General features: G+C 72.9%; 18 protein-coding genes. 11 read left to right on the top strand and 7 right to left on the bottom strand.

The features are described from left to right. The first annotated feature begins 145 nt into the window (after window positions 1-145). From mmuM to UK12_RS15995, 7 genes are all read left to right on the top strand, one after another. Window positions 146-1,099: a homocysteine S-methyltransferase gene (gene mmuM / locus UK12_RS16025; protein ID WP_045303643.1), complete on the top strand. Its 954-nt coding sequence runs from the start codon at window positions 146-148 to the stop codon at window positions 1,097-1,099. A gap of 122 nt (window positions 1,100-1,221) precedes the next feature. After that, window positions 1,222-1,986: an IclR family transcriptional regulator gene (locus UK12_RS16020; RefSeq protein ID WP_045303642.1), complete on the top strand. Its 765-nt coding sequence runs from the start codon at window positions 1,222-1,224 to the stop codon at window positions 1,984-1,986. Between the two features lie 353 nt (window positions 1,987-2,339). Beyond that, window positions 2,340-3,059, top strand: coding sequence for an MIP/aquaporin family protein (locus UK12_RS16015; protein WP_045303641.1), 720 nt, complete (start codon window positions 2,340-2,342; stop codon window positions 3,057-3,059). Window positions 3,060-3,176: 117 nt separating this feature from the next. Continuing rightward, the gene (glpK, locus tag UK12_RS16010) at window positions 3,177-4,691 is read left to right on the top strand and encodes a glycerol kinase GlpK (RefSeq protein ID WP_045303640.1); all 1,515 of its coding nucleotides are present in this window, start codon (window positions 3,177-3,179) and stop codon (window positions 4,689-4,691) included. A 172-nt stretch (window positions 4,692-4,863) separates the two neighbouring features. After that, window positions 4,864-6,459 carry a glycerol-3-phosphate dehydrogenase/oxidase gene (locus UK12_RS16005; protein WP_045303655.1) on the top strand — a complete coding sequence of 532 codons (1,596 nt, stop codon included), beginning with the start codon at window positions 4,864-4,866 and terminating at the stop codon, window positions 6,457-6,459. Between the two features lie 227 nt (window positions 6,460-6,686). Beyond that, window positions 6,687-6,995 (top strand): hypothetical protein, encoded by a 309-nt coding sequence (locus tag UK12_RS16000; protein WP_045303639.1) that lies wholly within the window; start codon window positions 6,687-6,689, stop codon window positions 6,993-6,995. Then, window positions 6,986-7,207, top strand: a complete 222-nt coding sequence (locus tag UK12_RS15995; RefSeq protein ID WP_045303638.1) for a hypothetical protein — start codon at window positions 6,986-6,988, stop codon at window positions 7,205-7,207. The genes UK12_RS16000 and UK12_RS15995 overlap by 10 nt, the downstream gene beginning before the upstream one ends. Here the strand turns inward: UK12_RS15995 and UK12_RS15990 are convergent. Together UK12_RS15990 and UK12_RS15985 are read right to left on the bottom strand one after the other, a co-directional pair. Continuing rightward, window positions 7,179-8,585 (bottom strand): GntT/GntP/DsdX family permease, encoded by a 1,407-nt coding sequence (locus UK12_RS15990; RefSeq protein ID WP_045303637.1) that lies wholly within the window; start codon window positions 8,583-8,585, stop codon window positions 7,179-7,181. The genes UK12_RS15995 and UK12_RS15990 overlap by 29 nt on opposite strands. A 144-nt stretch (window positions 8,586-8,729) precedes the next feature. Continuing rightward, window positions 8,730-9,284, bottom strand: a complete 555-nt coding sequence (locus UK12_RS15985) for a gluconokinase (RefSeq protein WP_045303636.1) — start codon at window positions 9,282-9,284, stop codon at window positions 8,730-8,732. A 138-nt stretch (window positions 9,285-9,422) separates the two neighbouring features. Here UK12_RS15985 and UK12_RS15980 point away from each other — a divergent pair, with 138 nt between their 5' ends. The 3 genes from UK12_RS15980 (at window position 9,423) to UK12_RS15970 (ending at window position 11,148) form a co-directional block, all read left to right on the top strand. Further along, on the top strand, window positions 9,423-10,118 hold the full coding sequence (locus UK12_RS15980) for a FadR/GntR family transcriptional regulator (protein ID WP_045303635.1): 696 nt from the start codon (window positions 9,423-9,425) through the stop codon (window positions 10,116-10,118). A 169-nt stretch (window positions 10,119-10,287) separates the two neighbouring features. Further along, window positions 10,288-10,602, top strand: a complete 315-nt coding sequence (locus UK12_RS15975) for a hypothetical protein (protein ID WP_045303634.1) — start codon at window positions 10,288-10,290, stop codon at window positions 10,600-10,602. A 153-nt stretch (window positions 10,603-10,755) separates the two neighbouring features. Continuing rightward, window positions 10,756-11,148: an ArsR/SmtB family transcription factor gene (locus UK12_RS15970; RefSeq protein WP_045303633.1), complete on the top strand. Its 393-nt coding sequence runs from the start codon at window positions 10,756-10,758 to the stop codon at window positions 11,146-11,148. Window positions 11,149-11,259: 111 nt separating this feature from the next. Here the strand turns inward: UK12_RS15970 and UK12_RS15965 are convergent, their stop codons facing one another. Next, entirely contained in the window at window positions 11,260-11,457 is a 198-nt protein-coding gene (locus UK12_RS15965) for a hypothetical protein (protein ID WP_045303632.1), read from the bottom strand. A gap of 215 nt (window positions 11,458-11,672) precedes the next feature. Here UK12_RS15965 and UK12_RS41300 point away from each other — a divergent pair, with 215 nt between their 5' ends. Further along, a complete protein-coding gene (locus tag UK12_RS41300; RefSeq protein WP_052681912.1) occupies window positions 11,673-12,056 on the top strand; it encodes a glycosyltransferase in 384 nt (127 codons plus the stop codon). 740 nt (window positions 12,057-12,796) lie between these two features. On the opposite strand, the gene UK12_RS15955 is transcribed toward UK12_RS41300, so the two are convergent. From UK12_RS15955 to UK12_RS15940, 4 genes are all read right to left on the bottom strand, one after another. After that, on the bottom strand, window positions 12,797-13,552 hold the full coding sequence (locus UK12_RS15955) for a phosphodiesterase (protein ID WP_045303654.1): 756 nt from the start codon (window positions 13,550-13,552) through the stop codon (window positions 12,797-12,799). Between the two features lie 190 nt (window positions 13,553-13,742). Then, window positions 13,743-18,302 (bottom strand): hypothetical protein, encoded by a 4,560-nt coding sequence (locus tag UK12_RS44420; RefSeq protein WP_045303631.1) that lies wholly within the window; start codon window positions 18,300-18,302, stop codon window positions 13,743-13,745. Between the two features lie 136 nt (window positions 18,303-18,438). Next, a complete protein-coding gene (locus UK12_RS15945) occupies window positions 18,439-19,311 on the bottom strand; it encodes a hypothetical protein (protein WP_045303630.1) in 873 nt (290 codons plus the stop codon). Window positions 19,312-19,582: 271 nt separating this feature from the next. Then, window positions 19,583-21,001, bottom strand: coding sequence for a hypothetical protein (locus tag UK12_RS15940; RefSeq protein WP_197084899.1), 1,419 nt, complete (start codon window positions 20,999-21,001; stop codon window positions 19,583-19,585). Between the last annotated feature and the right edge of the window lie 27 nt (window positions 21,002-21,028).

The raw sequence follows: 21,028 nt of genomic DNA, 5'->3' as shown, positions 1-21,028 counted from the left end.
GTCGGGCATGGCGTGTTGTGGTGGTGGGTCCGGGGTGGCGGGGGCGTGTGGAGGGGGTGGGGTCTCGTTGGGTGGGCCTGGTGGGTGGGGCTGACCTGGGGCGTCCTAGAGTGCAGGCACCAGTTGGCACCGTCAGGAGGCATTCGTGTCCGCCACTCCCCCCGTCCGGTCGGGCAGCTTTGCCGAGGCGCTGGCCGCCGGGCCGCTGGTGCTCGACGGAGGGCTGTCGAACCAGTTGGCGGACGCCGGGCACGATCTGTCGGACGAGCTGTGGTCGGCGCGGCTGCTGGCGGACGATCCGGCGGCGATCGTCCGCGCGCACCTCGGGTACTACCGGGCCGGCGCGAGCGTGGCGATCACGGCCAGCTATCAGGCGAGTTTCGAGGGTTTCGCCCGGCGCGGGGTCGGCCGTGCGGAGGCGGCGCGGCTGCTGGGCCGGGGTGTCGAGCTGGCGCGGGAGGCCGCGCGGCAGGCCGAGGTGGAGCGGCCGCTGTGGGTGGCAGCCTCGGTGGGGCCGTACGGCGCGGTGCTGGCGGACGGTTCGGAGTACCGGGGCCGGTACGGGTTGAGCGTGGCCGAGCTGGCGGCGTTCCACCGGCCCCGGCTGGAGGCGCTGGCGGCGGCCGGTCCCGATGTGCTGGCGGTCGAGACGGTCCCGGACACCGACGAGGCCGAGGCGGTGCTCGGCCTGCTCGGCGGAGTCGGGGTGCCCGCGTGGCTGTCGTTCAGTGTCGAGGGCGAGCGGACCAGGGCCGGGCAGCCGTTGGCGGAGGCGTTCGCGCTGGCGGCCGAGGTGCCGGAGGTAATGGTGGTGGGCGTGAACTGCTGCACTCCGCAGGACGCGGACCGGGCGGTGCGGATCGCCGCCGAGGTGAGCGGCAAGCCGGTGGTGGTGTACCCGAACAGCGGAGAGCGCTGGGGTGAGGGCGGCTGGCGGGGCGAGCCGACCTTCGCTCCGCCGGGTGCGGCCCCGGGCGGGGACCGGGAGCGGGTGGCGGCCTGGCTGGCCGACGGCGCCCGGCTGGTCGGGGGTTGCTGCCGGGTCGGCGAGACACAGATCTCGGGGCTCGCGGCCGCCGTACGCGCCCTCCGGGGCTGACTGCACACCCGGTGAAGCTGACAGCAACTCCGGGGAAACGTGCACGCCCGGCCGTCGGCCTGGCAGACTCATGGCGATACCACTCGGTCGACAATGTCGACCGCCTGTCAGCGGAGGTGAACATGCCCGGCCCGATCCAGTCGCTCTCCCGGGCCGCCGCGATCATGCGCCTGCTGGCCGGCGGTGAGCGTCGGCTCGGCCTGTCCGAGGTGGCCACGGCGCTCGATCTGGCCAAGGGGACCGCGCACGGAATCCTGCGCACCCTGCAGCAGGAGGGCTTCGTCGAACAGGATCCGGAGAGCGGGAAGTACCAGCTGGGCGCGGAGCTGCTGCGGCTGGGCCAGAGCTATCTGGACGTGCATGAACTGCGTGCCCGCGCCCTGGTCTGGGCCGACGACCTGGCCCGGGCGGCCGGTGAGACGGTCTATCTCGGGGTGCTGCACCAGCAGGGTGTGCTGATCGTTCATCACGTCTTCCGCCCCGACGACACCCGGCAGGTGCTGGAGGTCGGCTCGATGCAGCCGCTGCACAGCACCGCGCTTGGCAAGGTGCTGATGGCCTACGACCCGGTCGCACGCGGGGAGTTGGGCGAGGGTCCGCTGGAGGCGTACACCTCGCGGACGCTGACCGAGCTCGGCGACATCGACGCCGAGTGCGCACTGATCCGGGAGCGCGGCTGGGCGGACGCCATCGAGGAGACCTGGGAGGGTGTGGCCTCGATCGGCGCGCTGATCCAGGACCGGCGGCGCAACCCGGTGGGCGCGGTGTGCATCAGCGGCGCGGTGGAGCGGGTCTGCGAGGACGGTTTCGTGCGTCCCTCGCTGGTCGCCTCGGTGCGCAGCGCCGCCCGGGCGATCTCCCGCGACCTGGGCGCCGGTCGGTTCTGACCCTCGCCCCTCACAGCGCGTCGAAGCGCGGACAGGCCGAAGCCTGTCCGCGCTTCGGCGTTCTGCCGCGTTTTCGCGCCGTTTCGGGGCCGTTTCCGCGCGCGTCGGCCGATCACAGCGAGTGATGGATCACAGGAGTATCACCCTCCCTTGACGTAGGGGCGATGCGGGGGGGAAGCTCTCCGCATGGCGGTCGACATTGTCGAACGGCGTCCGGAGAGAATCGGAACGCCACCGCCGGGGTGCGACCCAGGGACGGGACGCACCCGCCCCGTCGCGGACTCCCCCACCGCGACGTGCCCTCCCCCACCTGCTCCGGGCAAAACGGACGCCATACGGACAAAGGAGTCTTAGTGTCCGCCTTCTCCAACGGCGACATCTTCGTCGGCGAAACCCTCGGCACTGCCGCCCTGATACTCCTCGGCGGTGGCGTGTGCGCCGCCGTCACGCTGAAGAAGTCCAAGGCCGTCAACGCCGGTTGGCTGGCCATCACCTTCGGCTGGGGCTTCGCGGTCATGATCGCCGCATACATGGTCGCCCCCAAGTCCGGTGCGCACCTGAACCCGGCCGTCACCCTGGCCCTCGCCGTCGACAGCGGCGACTGGAGCAAGGTGCCGGTCTACCTCGGCTCCCAGCTGCTCGGCGCGATGATCGGCGCCGTGCTGGTGTGGCTCACCTACCTCGGCCAGTTCCAGGCCAACGAGGAGCCGACGCTCGGCATCTTCTCGACCGGTCCCGAGATCCGGAACCCGATCCAGAACCTGCTCACCGAGATCATCGCCACCATGGTGCTGTGCATGGCGATCCTCACCCAGGGCCTGACCAAGGGCCTCGCCCTGTCCGGCACGGGCGTGCTGATCACCGCCTTCGTCGTGGTCGGCATCGGCCTCTCGCTCGGCGGCCCGACCGGCTACGCCATCAACCCGGTCCGCGACCTCGGCCCGCGCATCGTGCACTCGCTGCTGCCGATCCCGAACAAGGGCGGCTCGGACTGGTCGTACGCCTGGATCCCGGTGGCCGGTCCGGTCATCGGCGGCCTGCTGGCCGGCGCGCTCTACCACGTCGCGTTCTGACAGAGCCTTCCGAGACACTCCGGGGTTTGCCCCGCGCCCCCCGGCGGGGACTGAGACTGCGTCACACGCACCGGGCCCTGCTGCCCCACCCGAACCTCAACTGAGCCGAGGACCCTCATGACTGCCAACTACGTCGCCGCGATCGATCAGGGCACCACCTCCAGCCGCTGCATCATCTTCGGCGCCGACGGCCGGATCGTCGCCGTCGACCAGCAGGAGCACCGCCAGATCTTCCCGCAGCCGGGCTGGGTCGAGCACGACGCCGCCGAGATCTGGACCCGGGTGCAGTCCGTGGTCCGGGGCGCGCTGGAGAAGGCCGGTCTGACCAGGGACGACATCCGCGCGATCGGTATCACCAACCAGCGCGAGACCACCGTGCTGTGGGACAAGAACACCGGCGAGCCCGTGCACAACGCGCTGGTCTGGCAGGACACCCGCACCGAGGCGCTCTGCCGCGAGCTGGGCCGCAACGTCGGGCAGGACCGCTTCCGCCGCGAGACCGGCCTCCCGCTGGCCAGCTACTTCGCCGGCCCGAAGATCCGCTGGCTGCTGGACAACGTCGAGGGCCTGCGGGAGCGCGCCGAGGCCGGCGACATCCTGTTCGGCACCATGGACACCTGGGTCATCTGGAACCTCACCGGTGGTGTCAACGGCGGCAAGCACGTCACGGACGTCACCAACGCCAGCCGCACCATGCTGATGAACCTGCAGAGCCTGGAGTGGGACGAGAAGATCGCCCAGTCCATGGAGGTGCCGATGCAGGTGCTGCCGGAGATCCGCTCCTCCGCCGAGGTCTACGGCCACGCCGTCGGCGACCTGGAGGGCGTCCCGGTCGCCTCCGCGCTCGGCGACCAGCAGGCCGCGCTGTTCGGCCAGACCTGCTTCGACGAGGGCGAGGCCAAGTCCACCTACGGCACCGGCACCTTCCTGCTGCTGAACACCGGCGAGAAGATCGTCAACTCCTACCACGGCCTGCTGACCACGGTCGGCTACCGGATCGGCGACCAGGCTCCGGTCTACGCCCTGGAAGGCTCGATCGCCGTCACCGGCTCGCTGGTGCAGTGGCTGCGCGACCAGCTCGGCATCATCTCCACCGCCGCCGAGATCGAGACCCTCGCCAACACCGTCGAGGACAACGGCGGCGCCTACTTCGTCCCGGCCTTCTCCGGCCTGTTCGCCCCGTACTGGCGCTCCGACGCCCGCGGCGTGATCGCCGGCCTGACCCGGTACGTCACCAAGGGCCACCTGGCCCGGGCCGTCCTGGAGGCCACCGCCTGGCAGACCCGCGAGGTCGTCGACGCGATGGAGAAGGACTCCGGGGTCGAGCTCACCGCCCTCAAGGTCGACGGCGGTATGACCTCCAACAACCTGCTGATGCAGAACATCGCGGACGTCCTGAACGCCCCGGTCGAGCGCCCGTACGTGGCCGAGACCACCGCACTCGGCGCGGCCTACGCGGCCGGCCTCGCGGTCGGCTTCTGGCCGGACCTGGACACCCTGCGGGCCAACTGGCACCGCGCCGCCGAGTGGACGCCTCGCATGGACGAAGCCACCCGCGAGCGTGAGTACAAGAAGTGGCTCAAGGCCGTGGAGCGCACCATGGATTGGGTGGAGGAAGACGAGCAGAACTGACCGAAGCCGGTCGGGGCCAGCAGCCCCGACCGGCCGTCGTCGCTTCATTCGAAGCGTCGTTTGAAGGGTCCGGCCCTGACCAGAGGGCCGGTCCCCCGGTCTCCCAGCAGAGGCCGAACCGCACACCGAGAGGAGACACGGCGCCGCCCGCACCGTGCGCCGTACACACACCATGGCAACCATCCCGACCCTGGGCGCCGAGCGCACCGCCGGACGCACCGCCTCCCGCGCCGAGACCCGCGAGCTGCTGGGCAAGGCGACCTACGACCTGCTGGTGATCGGCGGCGGCATCCTCGGCACGGCCGTGGCCTGGACCGCCTCGCAGGCGGGTCTGAAGGTCGCCATGGTGGACGCGGGCGACTTCGCCGGTGCCACCTCCAGCGCCTCCTCCAAGCTGGTCCACGGCGGTCTGCGCTACCTGCAGACCGGCGCGGTCAAGCTGGTCGCCGAGAACCACAAGGAGCGCCGGGCGCTCGCCACCGACGTGGCCCCGCACCTGGTCAACCCGCTGACCTTCTTCGTCCCCGTCTACAAGGGCGGCCCGCACGGCGCCACCAAGCTCGGCGCGGGCGTCTTCCTGTACTCCGCGCTGTCCGCCTTCCGCGACGGCATGGGCCGGGTCTCCACCGCCGCGCACGCCGCCCAGCAGGTGCCCGCGCTGCGCACCGAGGGCCTGCGCTCGGTCGCGGTCTACGGCGACCACCAGATGAACGACTCGCGCGTGGCCGTGATGACGGTGCGCGCCGCCGTGGACGCGGGCGCCGTGGTGCTCAACCACGCCGAGGTCACCGGCCTGCGCTTCACCGGCGGACGGGTCACCGGCGCCGACCTCAAGGACCGCCTGGACGGCACCGAGTTCGGCGTCGACGCCCGGCTGGTGCTGAACGCGACCGGTCCGTGGGTCGACCACCTGCGCAAGATGGAGGACGCGGGCGCCGCGCCCAGCATCCGGCTCTCCAAGGGCGCGCACGTCGTGGTCAAGCGCCGCACCCCGTGGCGCGCCGCGCTGACCATCCCGATCGACAAGTACCGCGTCTCCTTCGCCATCCCGTGGGAGGACCACGTCCTGCTCGGCACCACGGACGAGGAGTACACCGGTGACCCGCTCGACGTGCGCGCCACCGAGGCCGACATCGACCAGATCATGGGCGAGGCGGCGCACGCGATCCGCGACGAGCACCTCGACCGCGACCTGATCACCTACTCCTTCGCCGGCCTGCGGGTGCTCCCCGGCGGTCCCGGCGAGACCGCCGCCGCCAAGCGCGAGACGGTCGTCACCGAGGGCCGGGGCGGCATGCTCTCGGTCGCCGGCGGCAAGTGGACCACCTACCGCCACATCGGCCGCACCGTACTGGAGAAGCTGGCGCACGTCTCCGGCACCGGCCTGGCCGAGGACATGTCGCCGATCGCCCGGACCGTTCCGCTGCCCGGTGTCGGCACGCCGAACGCCGTCGCGCACCGCCTGCTGATCGACCGCGAGCCCGGCTCGCGGATGCAGCCGCTGGTCGCCAAGCACCTGGCCAGCCACTACGGCACGCTCTCCTTCGAGATCGCGCACATGATCGCCGAGAACCCCGAGCTGGGCCGGCCGATCCACGAGGACGGCCCGGACGTCTGGGCCCAGGTCGCCTACGCCGCCGACAGCGAGTGGGCCTACACCACGGACGACGTGCTGCGCCGCCGCACCACGATGACCGTGCGCGGCCTGGACACCCCCGAGATCCGGGAGCAGGTGGAGACCTTCCTGTCGAAGCGCCGCCAGGGCTGAGTCCGGCAGGGACCAGCTGCTGACGGCAGGGCGGGCACCCGGGGGTGGGTGCCCGCCCTTCGGCGTACCCGGAGTCCGTCGAGGAGAGCGGTCTTATGTCGGATGATCTGAAGATTGCGGGGGACGGTTAGTACACCTGCCCGTCGGGCAGCACGTCACCGATCGGCGGCGGAGCGACGGACGGCAGCGAACGGACGTCGGCGGCCGGCGGGGGGAGGAGACGGACGATGGCACGTTTCAACGTCAACGCGGCCCGCGCGCAGCGGCTGGAGGCACTCGGCGAGCGCTGGGAGTTCGAGGTGGACGGCGAGGTGTTCACTCTGCCGACCGAGCTGCCGAGGACCGCCGCGCAGCAGCTCACCCGGCTGGACGGTGCGGATCTCGACGGCCTGCTGCGGCTGCTGCTCGGGGACCGCCAGTTCGATCGGCTGGGGCGGCACGGGATCAGCGTGCAGGACGTCGCGGCGATCCTGTCGGCCTACGGTGCGGAGACCGGGATGAGCCTGGGGGAATCCAAGGCCTCGACGTGCTCCTGACCGAGCACGCCGAGGCGATCGAGGCGGATCTGTTGCGCTACTACCGGCTGGACCTACTGGACTACCACCGGGGGGCGATGTCGGCGCGGCGGCTCCGGGTGCTGGTCCAGCACCTGCCCGAGGAGAGTGCGCTGGGCCGGGCGTTGCTCGCGTCCCCGGCGGGTCTGCCCGGACAGCGCGCGGCTAGACGACCAGGCTCAGCGGGAGGATGAGGGCGATGGCCACCACCGAGATCGCCGTCTCCATGATCGACCAGGACTTCAGCGTCTGACCGACGCTCATCCCGAAGTACTCCTTGACCAGCCAGAACCCGGCGTCGTTGACGTGCGAGAAGAAGAGCGAGCCGGCGCCGACGGCGAGCACCAGCAGCGCCGTGTGGGTGCTGGACATGTCGGCCGCTAGCGGGGCGACGATGCCGGCGGCGGTGATGGTGGCGACGGTGGCCGAGCCGGTGGCGAGGCGGATCAGCACGGCGATCAGCCAGCCGAGCAGCAGCGCGGAGATGTGCCACTTGGCGGACCACTCGCTGACCGCGTTGCCGACGCCGACGTCGATCAGGGTCTGCTTGAAGCCGCCGCCCGCGCCGACGATGAAGACGATGCCCGCGATCGGGCCGAGCGACTTCTCGACGGTGGTCGAGATCCGGTCCTTGTCGAAGCCCGCGGCCCGGCCGAGGGTCAGCATGCCCAGCAGTACGGCGGCCAGCAGGGCGATCAGCGGCGAGCCGACGAAGTCGAGGACGCGCTGGACACCCGCCTCGGGGTCGTCGATCACCACGTCGGCGAGGGCCTTGCCGAGCATCAGCACGACCGGCAGCAGGATGGTGGCGAGCACCGCGCCGAACCGCGGGGTGCGCTCGGGGCGCTCACTGACGACCGGGGCGGTCTCGGCCGGGAGGGACAGCGGGCCGACCCAGCGCTCGGCGAGGCGGGCGAACAGCGGCCCGGCGATGACCAGGGTCGGGACGGCGATCAGCAGGCCGAGGGCGAGGGTCACGCCGAGGTCGGCCTTCAGCGCGTCGACGGCGACCAGCGGGCCCGGGTGCGGCGGCACCAGGCCGTGCAGCACGGAGAGTCCGGCCAGCGCCGGGATGCCGATCCGCATCAGCGGCACGCTCGACCCGTAGGTCAGCGGGGACCGCCGGGCGACCAGCAGCACGATCGGGACCAGCAGCACCACGCCGACCTCGAAGAACAGCGGCAACCCCAGGACCGCCGCGATCAGCGCCATCGACCAGGGCAGCATCCGTCGGCTGGAGCGGGCCAGCACGGTGTCGGCGATGATGTTCGCCCCGCCGGAGTCCGCGAGCAGCTTGCCGAGCATCGCCCCCAGCCCGATCAACAGGCCGACACCGCTCACGGTGGCGCCGAAGCCGGTGACGAAGCTGTTGGTCAACTTGCCGAAAGGCACGCCGGCCACGGCGGCGAGCACCCCGGAGCCGACGGTCAGGGCGAGGAAGGGGTGCAGCTTCAGCTTGGTGATCAGCAGCACGATCACGCCGATGCTGAGCAGCACGGCCGTCAGCAGCAGCCCGTCGCTGTCGGTGTGCGGGAGGGCCGGTGGGGCGGCCGCGAGGAGGGTGGGGGTCACGCGAAGTCTCCATTGACTGGCAGCACTCTGCCCCGGACCGGCGGGCGCGCCGCCGCCGGGAGCGATCGGCGGCGGGCGGCCGGGAACGAGGGAGTGCGGGGGCGAAGAGTGTCGGACGGGCCCCGGGCGGAGTCCGGAACAGGCTCAGGAACGCCCGGAGGTGAGCGGGCGGATCGCGGCTGCGGCCATCTCGACGAGTTCTGCGGGGGTGTGGGCGACGTCCAGTACGACGCCGTGCTCGTCCGGCTGGAGCGGTTCGAGGACGGCGTACTGGGAGTCCAGCAGCGAGGGCGGCATGAAGTGGCCGGTGCGCTGGGCGAGGCGGTCCTCGATCAGGCCGTGACCGCCGCTGAGGTGCAGGAAGAACGCGTCCGGGCAGTCGGTGCGCAGGATGTCGCGGTACTGCCGTTTGAGCGCCGAGCAGGTGACCACGCCGCCCGTCCCGGCCTCGGCGCGTTCGCCGAGCCAGTCGGCGAGGGCGCGCAGCCAGGGGCGGCGGTCCTCGTCGTCCAACGGGATGCCCGCCGTCATCTTGGCGATGTTGGCGGGTGGGTGGAAGTCGTCGGCCTCGACGTAGGGAAGGTCGAGCCGCTCGGCCAGCAGCCGGGCGACGGTGGTCTTCCCGACCCCGGAGACGCCCATGACGACCACGATGGGCCGCTGGGCGGTCGGGTGCTGGTTCTCGACGTTGAGAGCCATGGGGTGGTGCTCCTGTTCTGCCTGCTCGGGTGCAACCTTCACGTAAAGATATGACTTATTCAAGAGGCTGAAACTAAATCGTCATACTTTCTATGCCTGGCGGCCTGCCGCCGCATCGGGGCCCTCTACCCTGGACGGATGGAAATCCAGGGCCTGCCCGGCCGACTCCTCGCAGACCTCGGACCAGCCATCGCCTCCGGCGAGATCCCGTCCGGCACGGTGCTGCGCAGCGAGGAGCTGGAGACCAGGTACGGCGTCTCCCGCACGGTGGTCCGCGAGGCGGTGCGGATCCTGGAGTCGATGCGGATGGTCGCCTCGAAGCGCCGGGTGGGCATCACCGTGCAGCCGAAGGCGGGCTGGGACGTCTTCGACCCGCTGGTGATCCGCTGGCGGCTCGCCGGGGCGGACCGCTCGGCCCAGCTGCGTTCGCTCGGCTCGCTGCGGGTGGCGGTCGAGCCGGCCGCCGCGGCGCTGGCGGCCCGTCAGGCCACCGACGACCAGCGGCGCGAGCTCGGCGCACTGGCCGTCGAACTGACCGTCACCGCCCGGGCCGCCGACCTGAAGACCTTTCTGCAACACGACATCGCCTTCCACGCGACCATCCTGAAGGCCTCCGGGAACGAGATGTTCGCGCATCTCGGCGACACCGTCGGCGCGGTCCTCACCGGGCGGACCGAGCATCAGCTGATGCCGCATCAGCCGAGGCCGTACGCGGTGCGGCTGCACCGGGAGGTGGCCGACGCGATCTGCGCGGGCGATCCGGAACTGGCCGAGCGGGCGATGCGCACGATCGTGGTGGGGGCGCTCGAAGAGCTGGACGCGACCTTGGGCTGATCCCCATGCCCGGTTTGGGCATGATTCGGCGTTTTGCGGGCATGATCGGCGCCGAACGGGGCAGTGTGTCGCTCGGGCGGCGCAACGCGCGTCACCCTGACGAGGGGCGCATCACGGCGAGGGGTGCGCCGCCTCGGTCCGGCAAACCGTCCGCACCTGGGGGTCCTGGATGTCCGCTGCACGCCGCCGCCTGCCCGACGAGGTCAGGTCGGCCGCCGTCCGGGCATGGCTGAGCTTCTCGTGCACCCTGGTGAGTCTGATGGTGGCGACCCTGGCCTCGTACGCGCGCAGCTGGCTGCTGGCACCGGCCCTGCTGGCCACCGGGCTCGGGGTGTTCGGGACGGCCTGGTGCCTGCTGGAGATCCTGATCTCGCGTCAGATCGCCGCGCAGCGGCTGCGCGGGCCCAACTCGGCGTCACCGATGTCCGGGAGCCGCGAACCGAGGCGCCGCCGGGGCCCTGGCCGGACTCCGCTCCAGGGGTGACGCGCCCCTCCCGGGCCCGGGGAGGTCGGTAGGCCGAGAGGCCTGCGCGTCAGGGCTGGCTAGATCCGGTTGGGAACGGTCGGCGGACGGAGGGTGATCGACTCTCGTGGTACGGCAGCTGTCAAACTACGATTGTTCTCGTACTATCGAGAGGTGACCGAGACCGCAGCTGCCGTCGGGGGCCCGTCCGCACTGCCGGAGCCCGTCCCCGGGGAGATCCGGCTGGAGGCGGTGCTGCACGCGTTCGCGGACCCGGTACGCCTGCGAATCGTCACCGAACTCGCGGTCAGGCAGGACAAGATGACCTGCCAGGCTTTCGGCCTGCCGGTGAGCAAGTCCACCGGTACGCACCACTTCAAGGTGCTGCGCGAGGCGGGGGTGATCCGCCAGTTCCGCAGGGGGACGGCCCGGATGAGTGAGCTGCGCAGGGCCGAGCTGGACGAGCTCTTCCCCGGGCTGCTGGACGGTGTGCTGAACGGCGCACTGGCCCAGCGGGCGCGCACGGCACAGTGCTCCGACGGGGCCGCCGGGCAGCAGGTCGACTGAGCGCATCGGCTGAGCATGCCGACACCCGCCAAGGTCAGGCGGGCATCCGGAGCAGGTGACCGAGGGCGCGGAAGAACTCGGCCCTGGCCCGGTACAGCGGTACCGGCAGGCTCAGTCCTCGTCCTCCACCTCGTCGTCCGCCTCGCGCGTGACCTCGATGTTGTGGCGTGCGGCGATCCTCAGCAGGCCGGTGATGCGGCCCCGGTACGCCTCCACGCCGTCGTCGTCCCCGGCCTCGTGGGCTGCCGCGAGGTCGAGGCGTGCCTGGGCGAGCTGATCGCGCAGCTCCTGGGCGAACACGTCGGTCACGCGTACAGGATCTATGAATGTGAAGAATTCTTCAAGTCGATCTCCGGAGCCCGGCCGTCAGAGTTGCACAAGAGTTCACCCGGGTACGGCCGTCGGATACAAATGGTCTATACCAATCTGCCAGCGTGTTCCCCGAAGCTGTCAACTGAACGGCTGAGTGGGCCAGATGACTGTCGATCGCCTTCCCGTACCACTTCTCGCTCACCGCGGCGACCATGCTCACCTTCTCGCTGCGCACCCCGGCCCTGTGGCCGTTCCTCGCCGTCCTCGCCAACGCCTACCGCGCGGTGGCCGCCGTACGGGCACCGGGCGCCCTCACCGTCTGGGTCCTCGACGACGGTGACCGGCCCGAGGTCGCCGACCTGGCCGCCGCGCACGGCTACCGGTACGTCGTCCGGCCCGGCCGGGGCCACCTGAAGAAGGCCGGCAACCTCAACCACGCGCTCACCCTCAGCAGCGCCGAGTACATCGCCATCCTGGACGCCGACTTCGCCCCCCGCCCCGACTTCCTGCGCCACCTGCCGCCCTACTTCGCCGACCGGCGGATCGGCATCGTGCAGAGCCCGCAGTGCTTCGACACCGACGGGTCCATGGGGTGAATCCAGCGCGCCGCAGGCTCCGCGCAGAAGTGGTTCTTCCGCTGGATCCAGCCCTCCGGGGACGCCAGCGACGCCGCCGTCCGCTGCGGCAGCAACGCCGTCTACCGGCGCAGCGCCATCGGCCAGCAGTACCGCTGGGCGCTGGGCAACCTGCACCTGCTCGGTGGCACCTCGCTGCGCCGGATCCGCGCGCCCTGGCGGATGCGGGCCTGCTTCCACGAGGGGCCGTCGGCTACCTGGCGATGGCGGTCAACGTCTTCGCCGCGCCGCTGCCGCCGCCGGTGGTCGTGCTCACCCCGCGCCTGGAGCCGCTGCTCACCGAGGCCGGGCTGCTGCCGGGGGAGCCCCGACGGCTGGACGCGGGTCCTGCGGGACGGCTTCGACGGCCCGGCGGGCAGCCGTCCCGCCGCCGACCACCCTGCGAGGGGTGCTGGGGCGGCTTCCACGCCGACGCGGTGGAGATCGACCGCTCCGGCAGCCCCGAGCAGGTCCGCTGGTACCGGGACGGGCGCGAGTTCCACCGGGTGACGGCCGGCCGGGACCAGGCCCTGCACCACGGCCTCTTCCTGGTGCTGAACGTGGCCGTCGGCGGCAACCTGCCCGCCGCGTACGGCGCTTCGGCCGGGCCCGCCACCGAACCGGGCAGCCGATGCGGGTGCAGTACGTGTCCGTGCGGCAGCGGGAGGGGAGCCGTCCGTAACGGCCGCGAGCAGTGCCGGGTCCGGGGCGGGTGGGCCGGATCAGACCACGGGACGGTAGTGGGTGGTCAACCGGCGCTCGTCGTCGAGGATGTGGAACGCCACCATCGGCGGGTGGTCGAAGGTGACCGTCCCGCCGTCCTCCCAGGGGAGGTTGACGGTGGAGACCACGCCGGGGGCGACCAGCAGCGGCAGTCCGGCGAAGCTGGTCGCCGCCGGGGTGTGCGAGTGCCCGCAGAGCAGGGCGACGACCTGCGGGTGGCGGCCGAGCAGCTCGGCCAGGCGCTCCTCACCGAACTGCCGGATCTCGTCCACGTACGGGACGTGCAGCGCCACCGGCGGGTGGTGGAAGGCGACCAGGGCGGGCACCTCGGGACGGGCGGCGAGCTGCCGGTCCAGCCAGTCCAGGGTCTCCTCGTCCAGCAGTCCGTCGTGCCGGCCGGGGATGCTGGAGTCGCACATCAGCACCGTCGCCCCCGGCAGTTCGTGCACCCGGTTCACCGGACCGCCGGTGGCCTCCTCACCGAGCAGCCCGGCCCGGTAGGCCTCGCGGACGTCGTGGTTCCCGGGACAGGTGAGGACGGTGTGGCGGGAGTCCAGCAGCTTGGCCGCCGTCTCGTACTCGGTGGGCCACCCGTGGTCGGCGATGTCGCCCGTGACCAGGACGGCATCCAACTCTCCCGGCAGCCCGTTCAGGTAGTCCATCACCCTGGCGGTCCTGGCCGCCGCCCGCTCGCCGCCGTCGCCCTCCCGGTCCTGGCCGAGATGTACGTCGCTGACCTGCGCAAGTACCAGCATCCTGCCCCCAAGTATCCGGCGAGGGCGGAGTTCCGGACCCTCCGGACCCCGTGGACCCTCGTGGACCGAGGCTACCGAGACCCGGCCGGCGTGACTGTCCGTCAGATCGGGTAGCACGCCGCACTCCGGGGAGGTGACTGATGGGGGCCGAGCCCTCCAAGGGGCCGTCCCGGCCCCTGGAGGGCTCGGCTCAGACGGTTGCCGCCTCGGCCGGGCGCTTGAACATCCGGGTGGCGGTGATCTCGCCGTGGATGGTCGGGCCGTCCGGGTCCTGGGGGGCCGGGAGGCCGGGGCGGAGGTGCTCCTCGACCGAGATGTACTTGAGTCCGGCCCGCAGGTCGGCGTCGTTGCGCAGTCGGATGACCAGCGGGAACTCCGCCAGCGCGGTGGTGTCGAAGAGGCCGGTGGTGTAGATCAGCTGGACGCCGAGGGCATCGGCCACCGCTCGCTGGAGTTCCAGCAGGTAGGTGGCGTTGGCGCGGCCGATCGGGTTGTCCAGGAAGAGCGTTCCGGCGTGGCGCAGCTGGGACTGGCCCCGGTCGTTGGCGCGGAGCGCGGCCATCGTGCAGTAGAGCGCGATGGCGGCGGTGAGCAGCTGGCCGCCGGAGAAGACGTCGGACATCTGGCCGACGCCGACGCGCTCGGCGCGCAGCACGGCGTCCGGCTTGAGGATCTCGACGCTGACGCCCTTGGGGCCGATGGCGGCGGCGACCCCGCGCAGCAGCAGGGACATGCCGTCCCGGCGCAGGTCGGAGTTCTTCCTGACGGCGGCCCTGGTGGCCTCGTCGATGACCTCGCCGAGGCGTTCGACCAGCAGCGCGTGGTCCGGGTCCTCGAAGCGGATCCGCAGGAACTCCTGCCCCGACCACTCCCCCAGGCCCTCGGGCAGCCGGGAGAGCCGCTGGGCCGCCCGCAGGGTGGCGAGCGAGCTCTCCACCAGCCCGCGCAGGCGGTCCACGATGGACCCGCGGTTGCGCTCCAGCTGCGCCAACTCGTCACTCAGGACGCGCAGTCGGGGCGCGAAGGCGACGGACCAGGCGGCGGCGTGGTCGGGCAGGGCCGCGGCGGGCAGCTCGCGGATCTGCTGGCGCGCGGGGGTGCGGACGGCCTCGAAGCGGGCCGCGTTGGCGTGCCGGATCAGGGCGTCGGCGGCATCGCGGACGGCGAGTTCGGCGGCGGTCAGCTCGGTGGCGGCGGCGCGCAGGGTGCGGCGGGTCTCGTTGGCGGTGCTGCGGGCCTCGGCGAGGCTGCCCAGGTACGGCTCCGAACTCTGCTCGGGCTCCTCGGGGTTGTCGCGCAGGCCGTCGCGGAGCTGGCCGGCGGCTTCGTCGAAGTCGGCGGCGGCGCTCTGCGCGGTGTCCAGGGTGCGCTGGAGGTCGGCGTACTCGGTCCTGGCCGTCTCGACCTGCTCGCGGCGCTCGGCGAGCAGCGAGGTGGCGGTGCGCAGCAGGGCCTGGGCGTGCTCGGGGTCGGTCGGGACGAGGTCCTCGGGCAGCTCGGTGTGGGCCTCGACGCCGTCGGCGGGCGCGGAGCGCTCGGCTTCGCCGCGCAGGCGGCCGAGTTGCTCACTGGCGGTGGCGGAGCGGGCCTCGATGGTGGCGACCAGTTCCTCGGCGCGGGCGGCCGCCGCCTGGCGGGCGGGGCCGTCGGCGCCGTCGGGGCTGGAGAGCAGTTCCTCGGCCCGGGTGCGGACCTTGTTGGTGAGCCGGTCGAGTTCGGTGGCGGCGGCCGCCTCGTCGCCTTCGGCTCGGGCCTGTTCGGCGCGCAGGTCGGCGCCGACGCCGACCTTCTCGTACAGCTGGGACGCCGACCGGTACGCCTCCCGCAGGGTGGGCAGCGAGGCGGCGGCCTGGTCCGGCTCGTCGGTCTCGGTACCGGCGGAGATCTCGGCGCGTTCGGCGCGCAGGGTGCGGGCGGTGCGGCGGGCGTCGTCGGCGGCGCGCTGGGCGGCGCGGCGGTCCTCGTCGCAGGTGCGGGCGCGCTCGGCGCAGACCGCCTGGCGGCGCTCGCACTCGGCGGCGTCCTCGGTGAGTTCGCGGCGGCGGCGGGCCCAGTTGGCGCGTTCGCGCAGCCGGAAGGCGAGGCCGGCCAGGGCGTCGGCGCGGCGGCGGGCGCGCTGGGCGCGCTCGCGGTGCTCCTCGTGGGTGGCGGCAGCGGCGGCGTGGTCGGTCTCGGCCTCGGCGTGCTCGGCGCGCAGGGTGGCGAGTTCGGCGCCGGCGGTCTCGGCGGCCAGTGCGGCGGCCTCGGCGGCCTCGGCGAGTTCGGCCAGGGTGCCGGGCGGACAGCTGGCGTGCCAGGAGGCGAGGCGGGCGGCGAGGGCACGGTCGCCGCCGAGGCGGGCAGCGAGTTCGCGGATGTGCTCCTCGCGGGCGGTGGCGCGGGCGCGCAGTTCGCGGCGCTCGTCGTCGGCGGCGCTCTCGTCGTGCATGGCCGGGTTCGGCGGCACGAGGAAGAACGCGGGCTCGTCGGCGATCGGGGCGATCAGCGAGGCCGCCGTGCCGACGGCGACGGTGGAGCGGGGCAGCAGGGCGGCGCTCTGCAGGGCTTCGCGGGCGCGGTCGAGCGAGCCTGGGTCGGTGACGACCACTCCGTCGACCAGTTCGGGGCGGGCGGCGAGGATCGCGTCGTGGTCGGCCGGGTCGACGGACTGGGCCAGGTAGCGCCAGCCGGGCAGCGCGGGGATGCCGTGCTCACCGAGGTACTCGACGGTGGCGAGCACGTCCGGACCCGGCGGCAGCAGACCGCCGTCACCGAGGGCGGCGAGGATGCGCGAGTCGTCGGCGGCCGCCGTGCGGAGGTCGAAGAGGGTGCGCTCGGCGGTGGCGATGGCCTGGTCGAGCTGCTCGCGCAGGTCGTCGGCGGTGGCGTCGAGCACGGCGGGGGTGAGGAAGCCCTCGCCCTCCTCCGCGCCCTCCTGGTAGGGCGTCAGGGAGAGCAGGTCGGCGAGCCGGGGTTCGGTGGCGAGCAGGGCGGCGGTGCGCTGCTCGGCGGCGAGGGCGCGCCGGGCCGCGGCGTGGGCGTCGCTGGCGCGGGCGGCGGCGAGTTCGGCCTTCGCTTCGAGACCGGCGGCCTCCCGGACCCGGGCGGCGGACTGCTCGGCGATGGCGCGGACCTTCTCCAGCGCGGCGCCGGCGGCCTTCTCGGCGTCGGCGGCGAACAGCGCGGCGCGGGCCGGGTCGGGCTCGTCGGCATCGGCGTCGATCCAGCCGGCCTCGACCGCCGCCTGGGTCTCCTGCTCGACCTCGGCGAGGCGCTGGCGCAGGTGCTCGTCCTCGCTGCGGGCCTTCTGGGCGGCCGTGGCGGCGGCGGTGGCCTCGGCCTGGGCGGTGGAGCCGTCGGACTGCAGCTCCTCGGCGCGCAGCTCCTCCTGGTCGGCGCGGGTCTCGGCGGCGACGGCGGCGGTCTCCAGCGCACGGGCGAGGGCGCCTGCGGCCTTGGCGCGGGCGGCGAGCGCCGGGGCGGCGTCCAGCTCGGCCTCGCGGATCGCCACGGCGACCCGGGCCACCCGGTCGGCGGCGGCGCGGTGGCGCAGCACGGCCTCGGCGGCCTGCCAGGCGGAGTGCAGCGTCCGGGCCTCGATCAGCTCGCGGCGCAGCGCGGCGGCTTCGGTGGTGGCCGCGGCGAGGCCGAGGGTGGCGTGGCGGTGGGTCAGCTCGGCGACGATCAGCGAGTGCCGGGTGCGGTCGGTCTCGGCGGCGGTGACGGCACTCGCGGCGGCCGCGACCTCCACGGCGAGGTCCTGGGCGCGGTCGCGCTCGGCGGCGGCGCGGCTGGCGAGCGCGTGCGCCAGCCGGCGGGTACGGCGCTCGGCGGTGCGGTGGGTCTCGCGGACGCTCTCCCGGGCGGTGGTGCAGTCGACGATCCGCTGGAGCAGGTCGAGCGAGCCCGCGGTGAAGTCGCGCTCGGCGGTGAGTTCGGCGCGGCGGCCGAGCTTGGCGGCGAAGCCGTGCACCAGGTCGGCGAGGCCGTCGGTGTCCCGGGTGTCGGTGACCGCGCGCAGCAGCAGGTCGGTGAAGTCGGAGTCGTGCTTGACCGCGAAGAGACCGGCGGCCTCACCCTCGTCGGCGTTCATCTCGCGCTGGTAGCGGAAGAGTTCGGGATCCAGGCCGAGCTCGCCGAGGTGCTCGTTCCAGCGGTCGTGGACCTCCTCGAAGGTGAGGTCCAGGTGCGGGTGGGCCTTGCCCGCCTCGGTGAGGGAGTCCCGGAAGCCCTTCATGGTGCGGCGGCGGCCGCGGGCCTTCTGGTCGGCCAGGTTGATCCGCTCGGCGACCGGGAGGGAGTCGAGGGTGAGGCCGGGTCCCGGCCGGAACGAGTACCAGAGCTCGGCGAACTTGCGTGGGTCCGAGGAGACCTGGCGGCCGCGCCACTCGCTGACCTTGCCGACCACGATCAGCTCACCGGTGAGGGTGTGCTGCCACTCCAGGGCGACGTGCCCGCAGTCGTCGGCGAGCAGGAACTTGCGCAGCACGCCGGAGCTGGCGCCGCCGAGGGTGTTGCGGTGGCCGGGCAGCATCACCGAGAAGATCAGCTTGAGCAGGACGGACTTGCCGCCGCCGTTCTCCAGGAAGAGCACACCGGCGGGGGCGGGGCGGCGCCGCGGGCCTTCCAGCTCCTCGCCGAACAGGCCGATCTGCTGCGGCGCGGGCTCGGGCACCGGTTCGCCGACGCCGCGCAGGTCGAGCACCGTGTCGGCGTAGCGGGCGCCGGCCGGTCCGATCGAGTAGAGGCGGACCCGGTTGAGCTCGTACATGAGGTGCGGATTCTCCTGGAGCTGGGCTGATCAGAGGGTAGGGCCGGGCCGTGGGGGGCGGCCGGGCCGGGAGTGCGGGTGACGTCGGGCGGACGGTGGGGGTGGGCGGTGCGGGCTGGGGTGCGGGCGGGGTGGTTCAGAGGGCGTGGAACGGCAGGCCGGCGTCGGCGACCAGTTCCTCGCTGTGGTCGGCGGGCAGCAGACTGGCGGAGCCGTCGGAGACGACGACCACGCCGAGGTCGAGCAGCTCGGCCATCGCGGCGGTACCCGCCATGTCGCGGACCTGGAGCTGGTAGCGCGCGGTGGTGCGGTAGGTGCCCCCGGAGTCGTCCGAGACCTTCTGCAGGAAGCCGGAGTCGACCAGGAAGAGCACCGCCTTGGAGACGATGCCGATGGTCGAGCCGGCCAGGCGGCGGGCGTCCTTGGTGGCACCGGTGGCGCTGCGGCGGGCCCAGACCCGCCAGGCGGACTCCAGGCCGGGCGAGTCGCTGGCCGGGTCGGTGTTCGCGCCCGCGGCCTCGGCCTGCTCCTCCAGCCGGCGGCAGGCCTGGCGGACGAAGGCGTCCACGCCGTTGACGCTGACCCGGCCGAGGTAGCCGTCGTCGGCCAGGTCCTCCGGACGCGGGAAGGACATCGCGGCGACCGCCAGGTGCGCCAGGCCGTGCAGGAACCGGTCGGTGGACTCGGCGGCGGCGCGGCGGGAGTAGTCGCCCATCCGCACGGCGAAGACGGACTCCTCGGCGGCGGCGACGGCCATCCCCGCCCGCGGGGAGACCTCCAGCACCACCAGGCCCATGCCGGTCGCGACGGCGTCGGCCAGCCTGGCGAAGGCCGGGTCCTCGCGGTGCCGGCGGATCAGCTCGGCGTACTCCGCGTCGCGGGCCGGGAGCAGCTTGGCCTGCAGGCCGAAGGAGACCAGCCGGGCGGCGTCGGCGACGTCTGCGGGCGTGATCGGGGCCGGGGCGGGCTCGGGATCGGGCGCCCAGTTCGCGTCGGGGTGGGTGATCACGGGCGGTGCTCCTTGCGGGTGGTACGGGGAGGAACTGTACGGCTTACGGGCCGGCGGCAGGCCACAAGGGGCGCGGGGAACTGCGCGAAACGGAAGACACCCGCGCCGCACCGTCCCCCGGAGGGCAAGCGGCACCGCCCCACTGAGGGAAGGCGAGGTGCCGGTTGACGTCCGATCCCGAGCGAACGGAGGTGGCCTTCCGACTCGCGCAGTTCCCCGCACCCCTGGGGGACTGCCAGTTGACGTCCGACCTCGAGTGGACGGCGGGGCATCAGCTGGCGTCCTTGCGGTCGGCCGCCATGCCGACGGCGTCGAGCATGGCGCTGCCGACGATCAGATCCGCGCCGCCGAACTCGGCGTCGTCCAGCCGGGTGCCGTCGTCCACCGCGAAGAGCAGGCGCTCCTCGCCCTGCCGGTATGCGGTGCCGACCGGCGGACTCGCGGCGTGCACCGCCAGCAGGGCGACGAGGTACGGGAGTTCCGGGTCCTGGCGGCGGGCGTCGGCGAGCAGGCCGGAGAGGCGTCGGGGGGCGTCGACGGGGAGGTCGAGCAGCTCCAGCGCGGCCTCCAGCTGGGCCTCGGAGAAGCGGCTGTCGTCGGGGGTGGCCACCAGGTCCGGGTCGGGCAGCTCGGCGCCGAGGTGCTCGCGCTCGACGGGCGGGGTGAACAGCAGGTCGACCAGGTCGGCGACGCGCACCGAGACCGGGGTGCGCAGGCCGATGCCCCGGATGAAGAAGGCGTCGGTCGGCCGGGTGGCATCGGCTATCGGCAGGCCGAGCAGCGGGGCGAGCAGCTGGCCGTAGAGGTCGATGCCGCTGCGCACGCTGGGCGTGGCGAAGGCCTGGCGGTCCTGCTCCGCGCGGAACAGCGGGCCGGCCTCCAGCAGGCGGGTCTGCAGCTGGGTGTGGCGGCGGATGCAGTCCTTGACGATGTCGACCAGTTCGGCGGCGCGGCGCTTGTGCTCCGGCTCCTCGGTCTCGTCGCGGGCCTTGCGGATGTTGGTGAGGATCGCGTTCTCGTGCCGGTACCGGTCGGCGATGTGGTCGAGGGCCTCGTCGATCAGGTCGGGGATGGCCTGCATCCAGTCCACCGCGCGGACGTTGCGGCGGGTGGCCTCCAGGGCGCGGCGCAGCGTCTCGGCGTACTGGACGGTGCGGTACCGGGCCTGCTCGGCGGCGAGTTGGGCGTCGGCGAGTCGCCCTCGGCGGATCAGCACCTCCAGCTTGACCTCGGCCGCGATCTGAGCGGACGTCACGTCGGTGTCGAGCGCGCCGACCAGGACGTTGACCGCTTCGTCGGTGGTGCGCAGGTAGACGCCGCCGTCGGGACCGGGCACCTCCTCGATCAGCTTGAAGTCGTAGTCGCGCCTGGTGTACGCGCCGTCGGCGCCGAAGGTGCCGTAGACCGCGCGGAAGCCCCGGTCGACGCTGCCGACGTTGATCAGCGACTCCAGCACCCAGCGGGCGACCCGCTCGTGCTCGGTGGCGGCGCGGGCCGGGTTCTGCGCGGCGACCCGGGGCAGCAGCCGGGCCAGTACGGCGTCCCGGTCGGCTCCGGTGTCGAAGTCCATGTTGAGCGTGACCAGGTCGATCACGGCCAGGCCGACCTCGGCCATGGTGTACGAGCCGTACTCGCCGGCCAGGTTGACCTTGCGGTTGTCGAGGTCGTGCAGCGGGGCCGTGCAGGCCAGCGCCTTGAGTCGGCGGGCGAGCCCTTC

Source organism: Saccharothrix sp. ST-888 (assembly GCF_000955975.1).
Lineage (GTDB): Bacteria > Actinomycetota > Actinomycetes > Streptomycetales > Streptomycetaceae > Kitasatospora.
The sequence above is the reverse complement of the archived record's forward strand: the minus strand, read 5'-3'. Positions and strand labels throughout refer to the sequence as shown.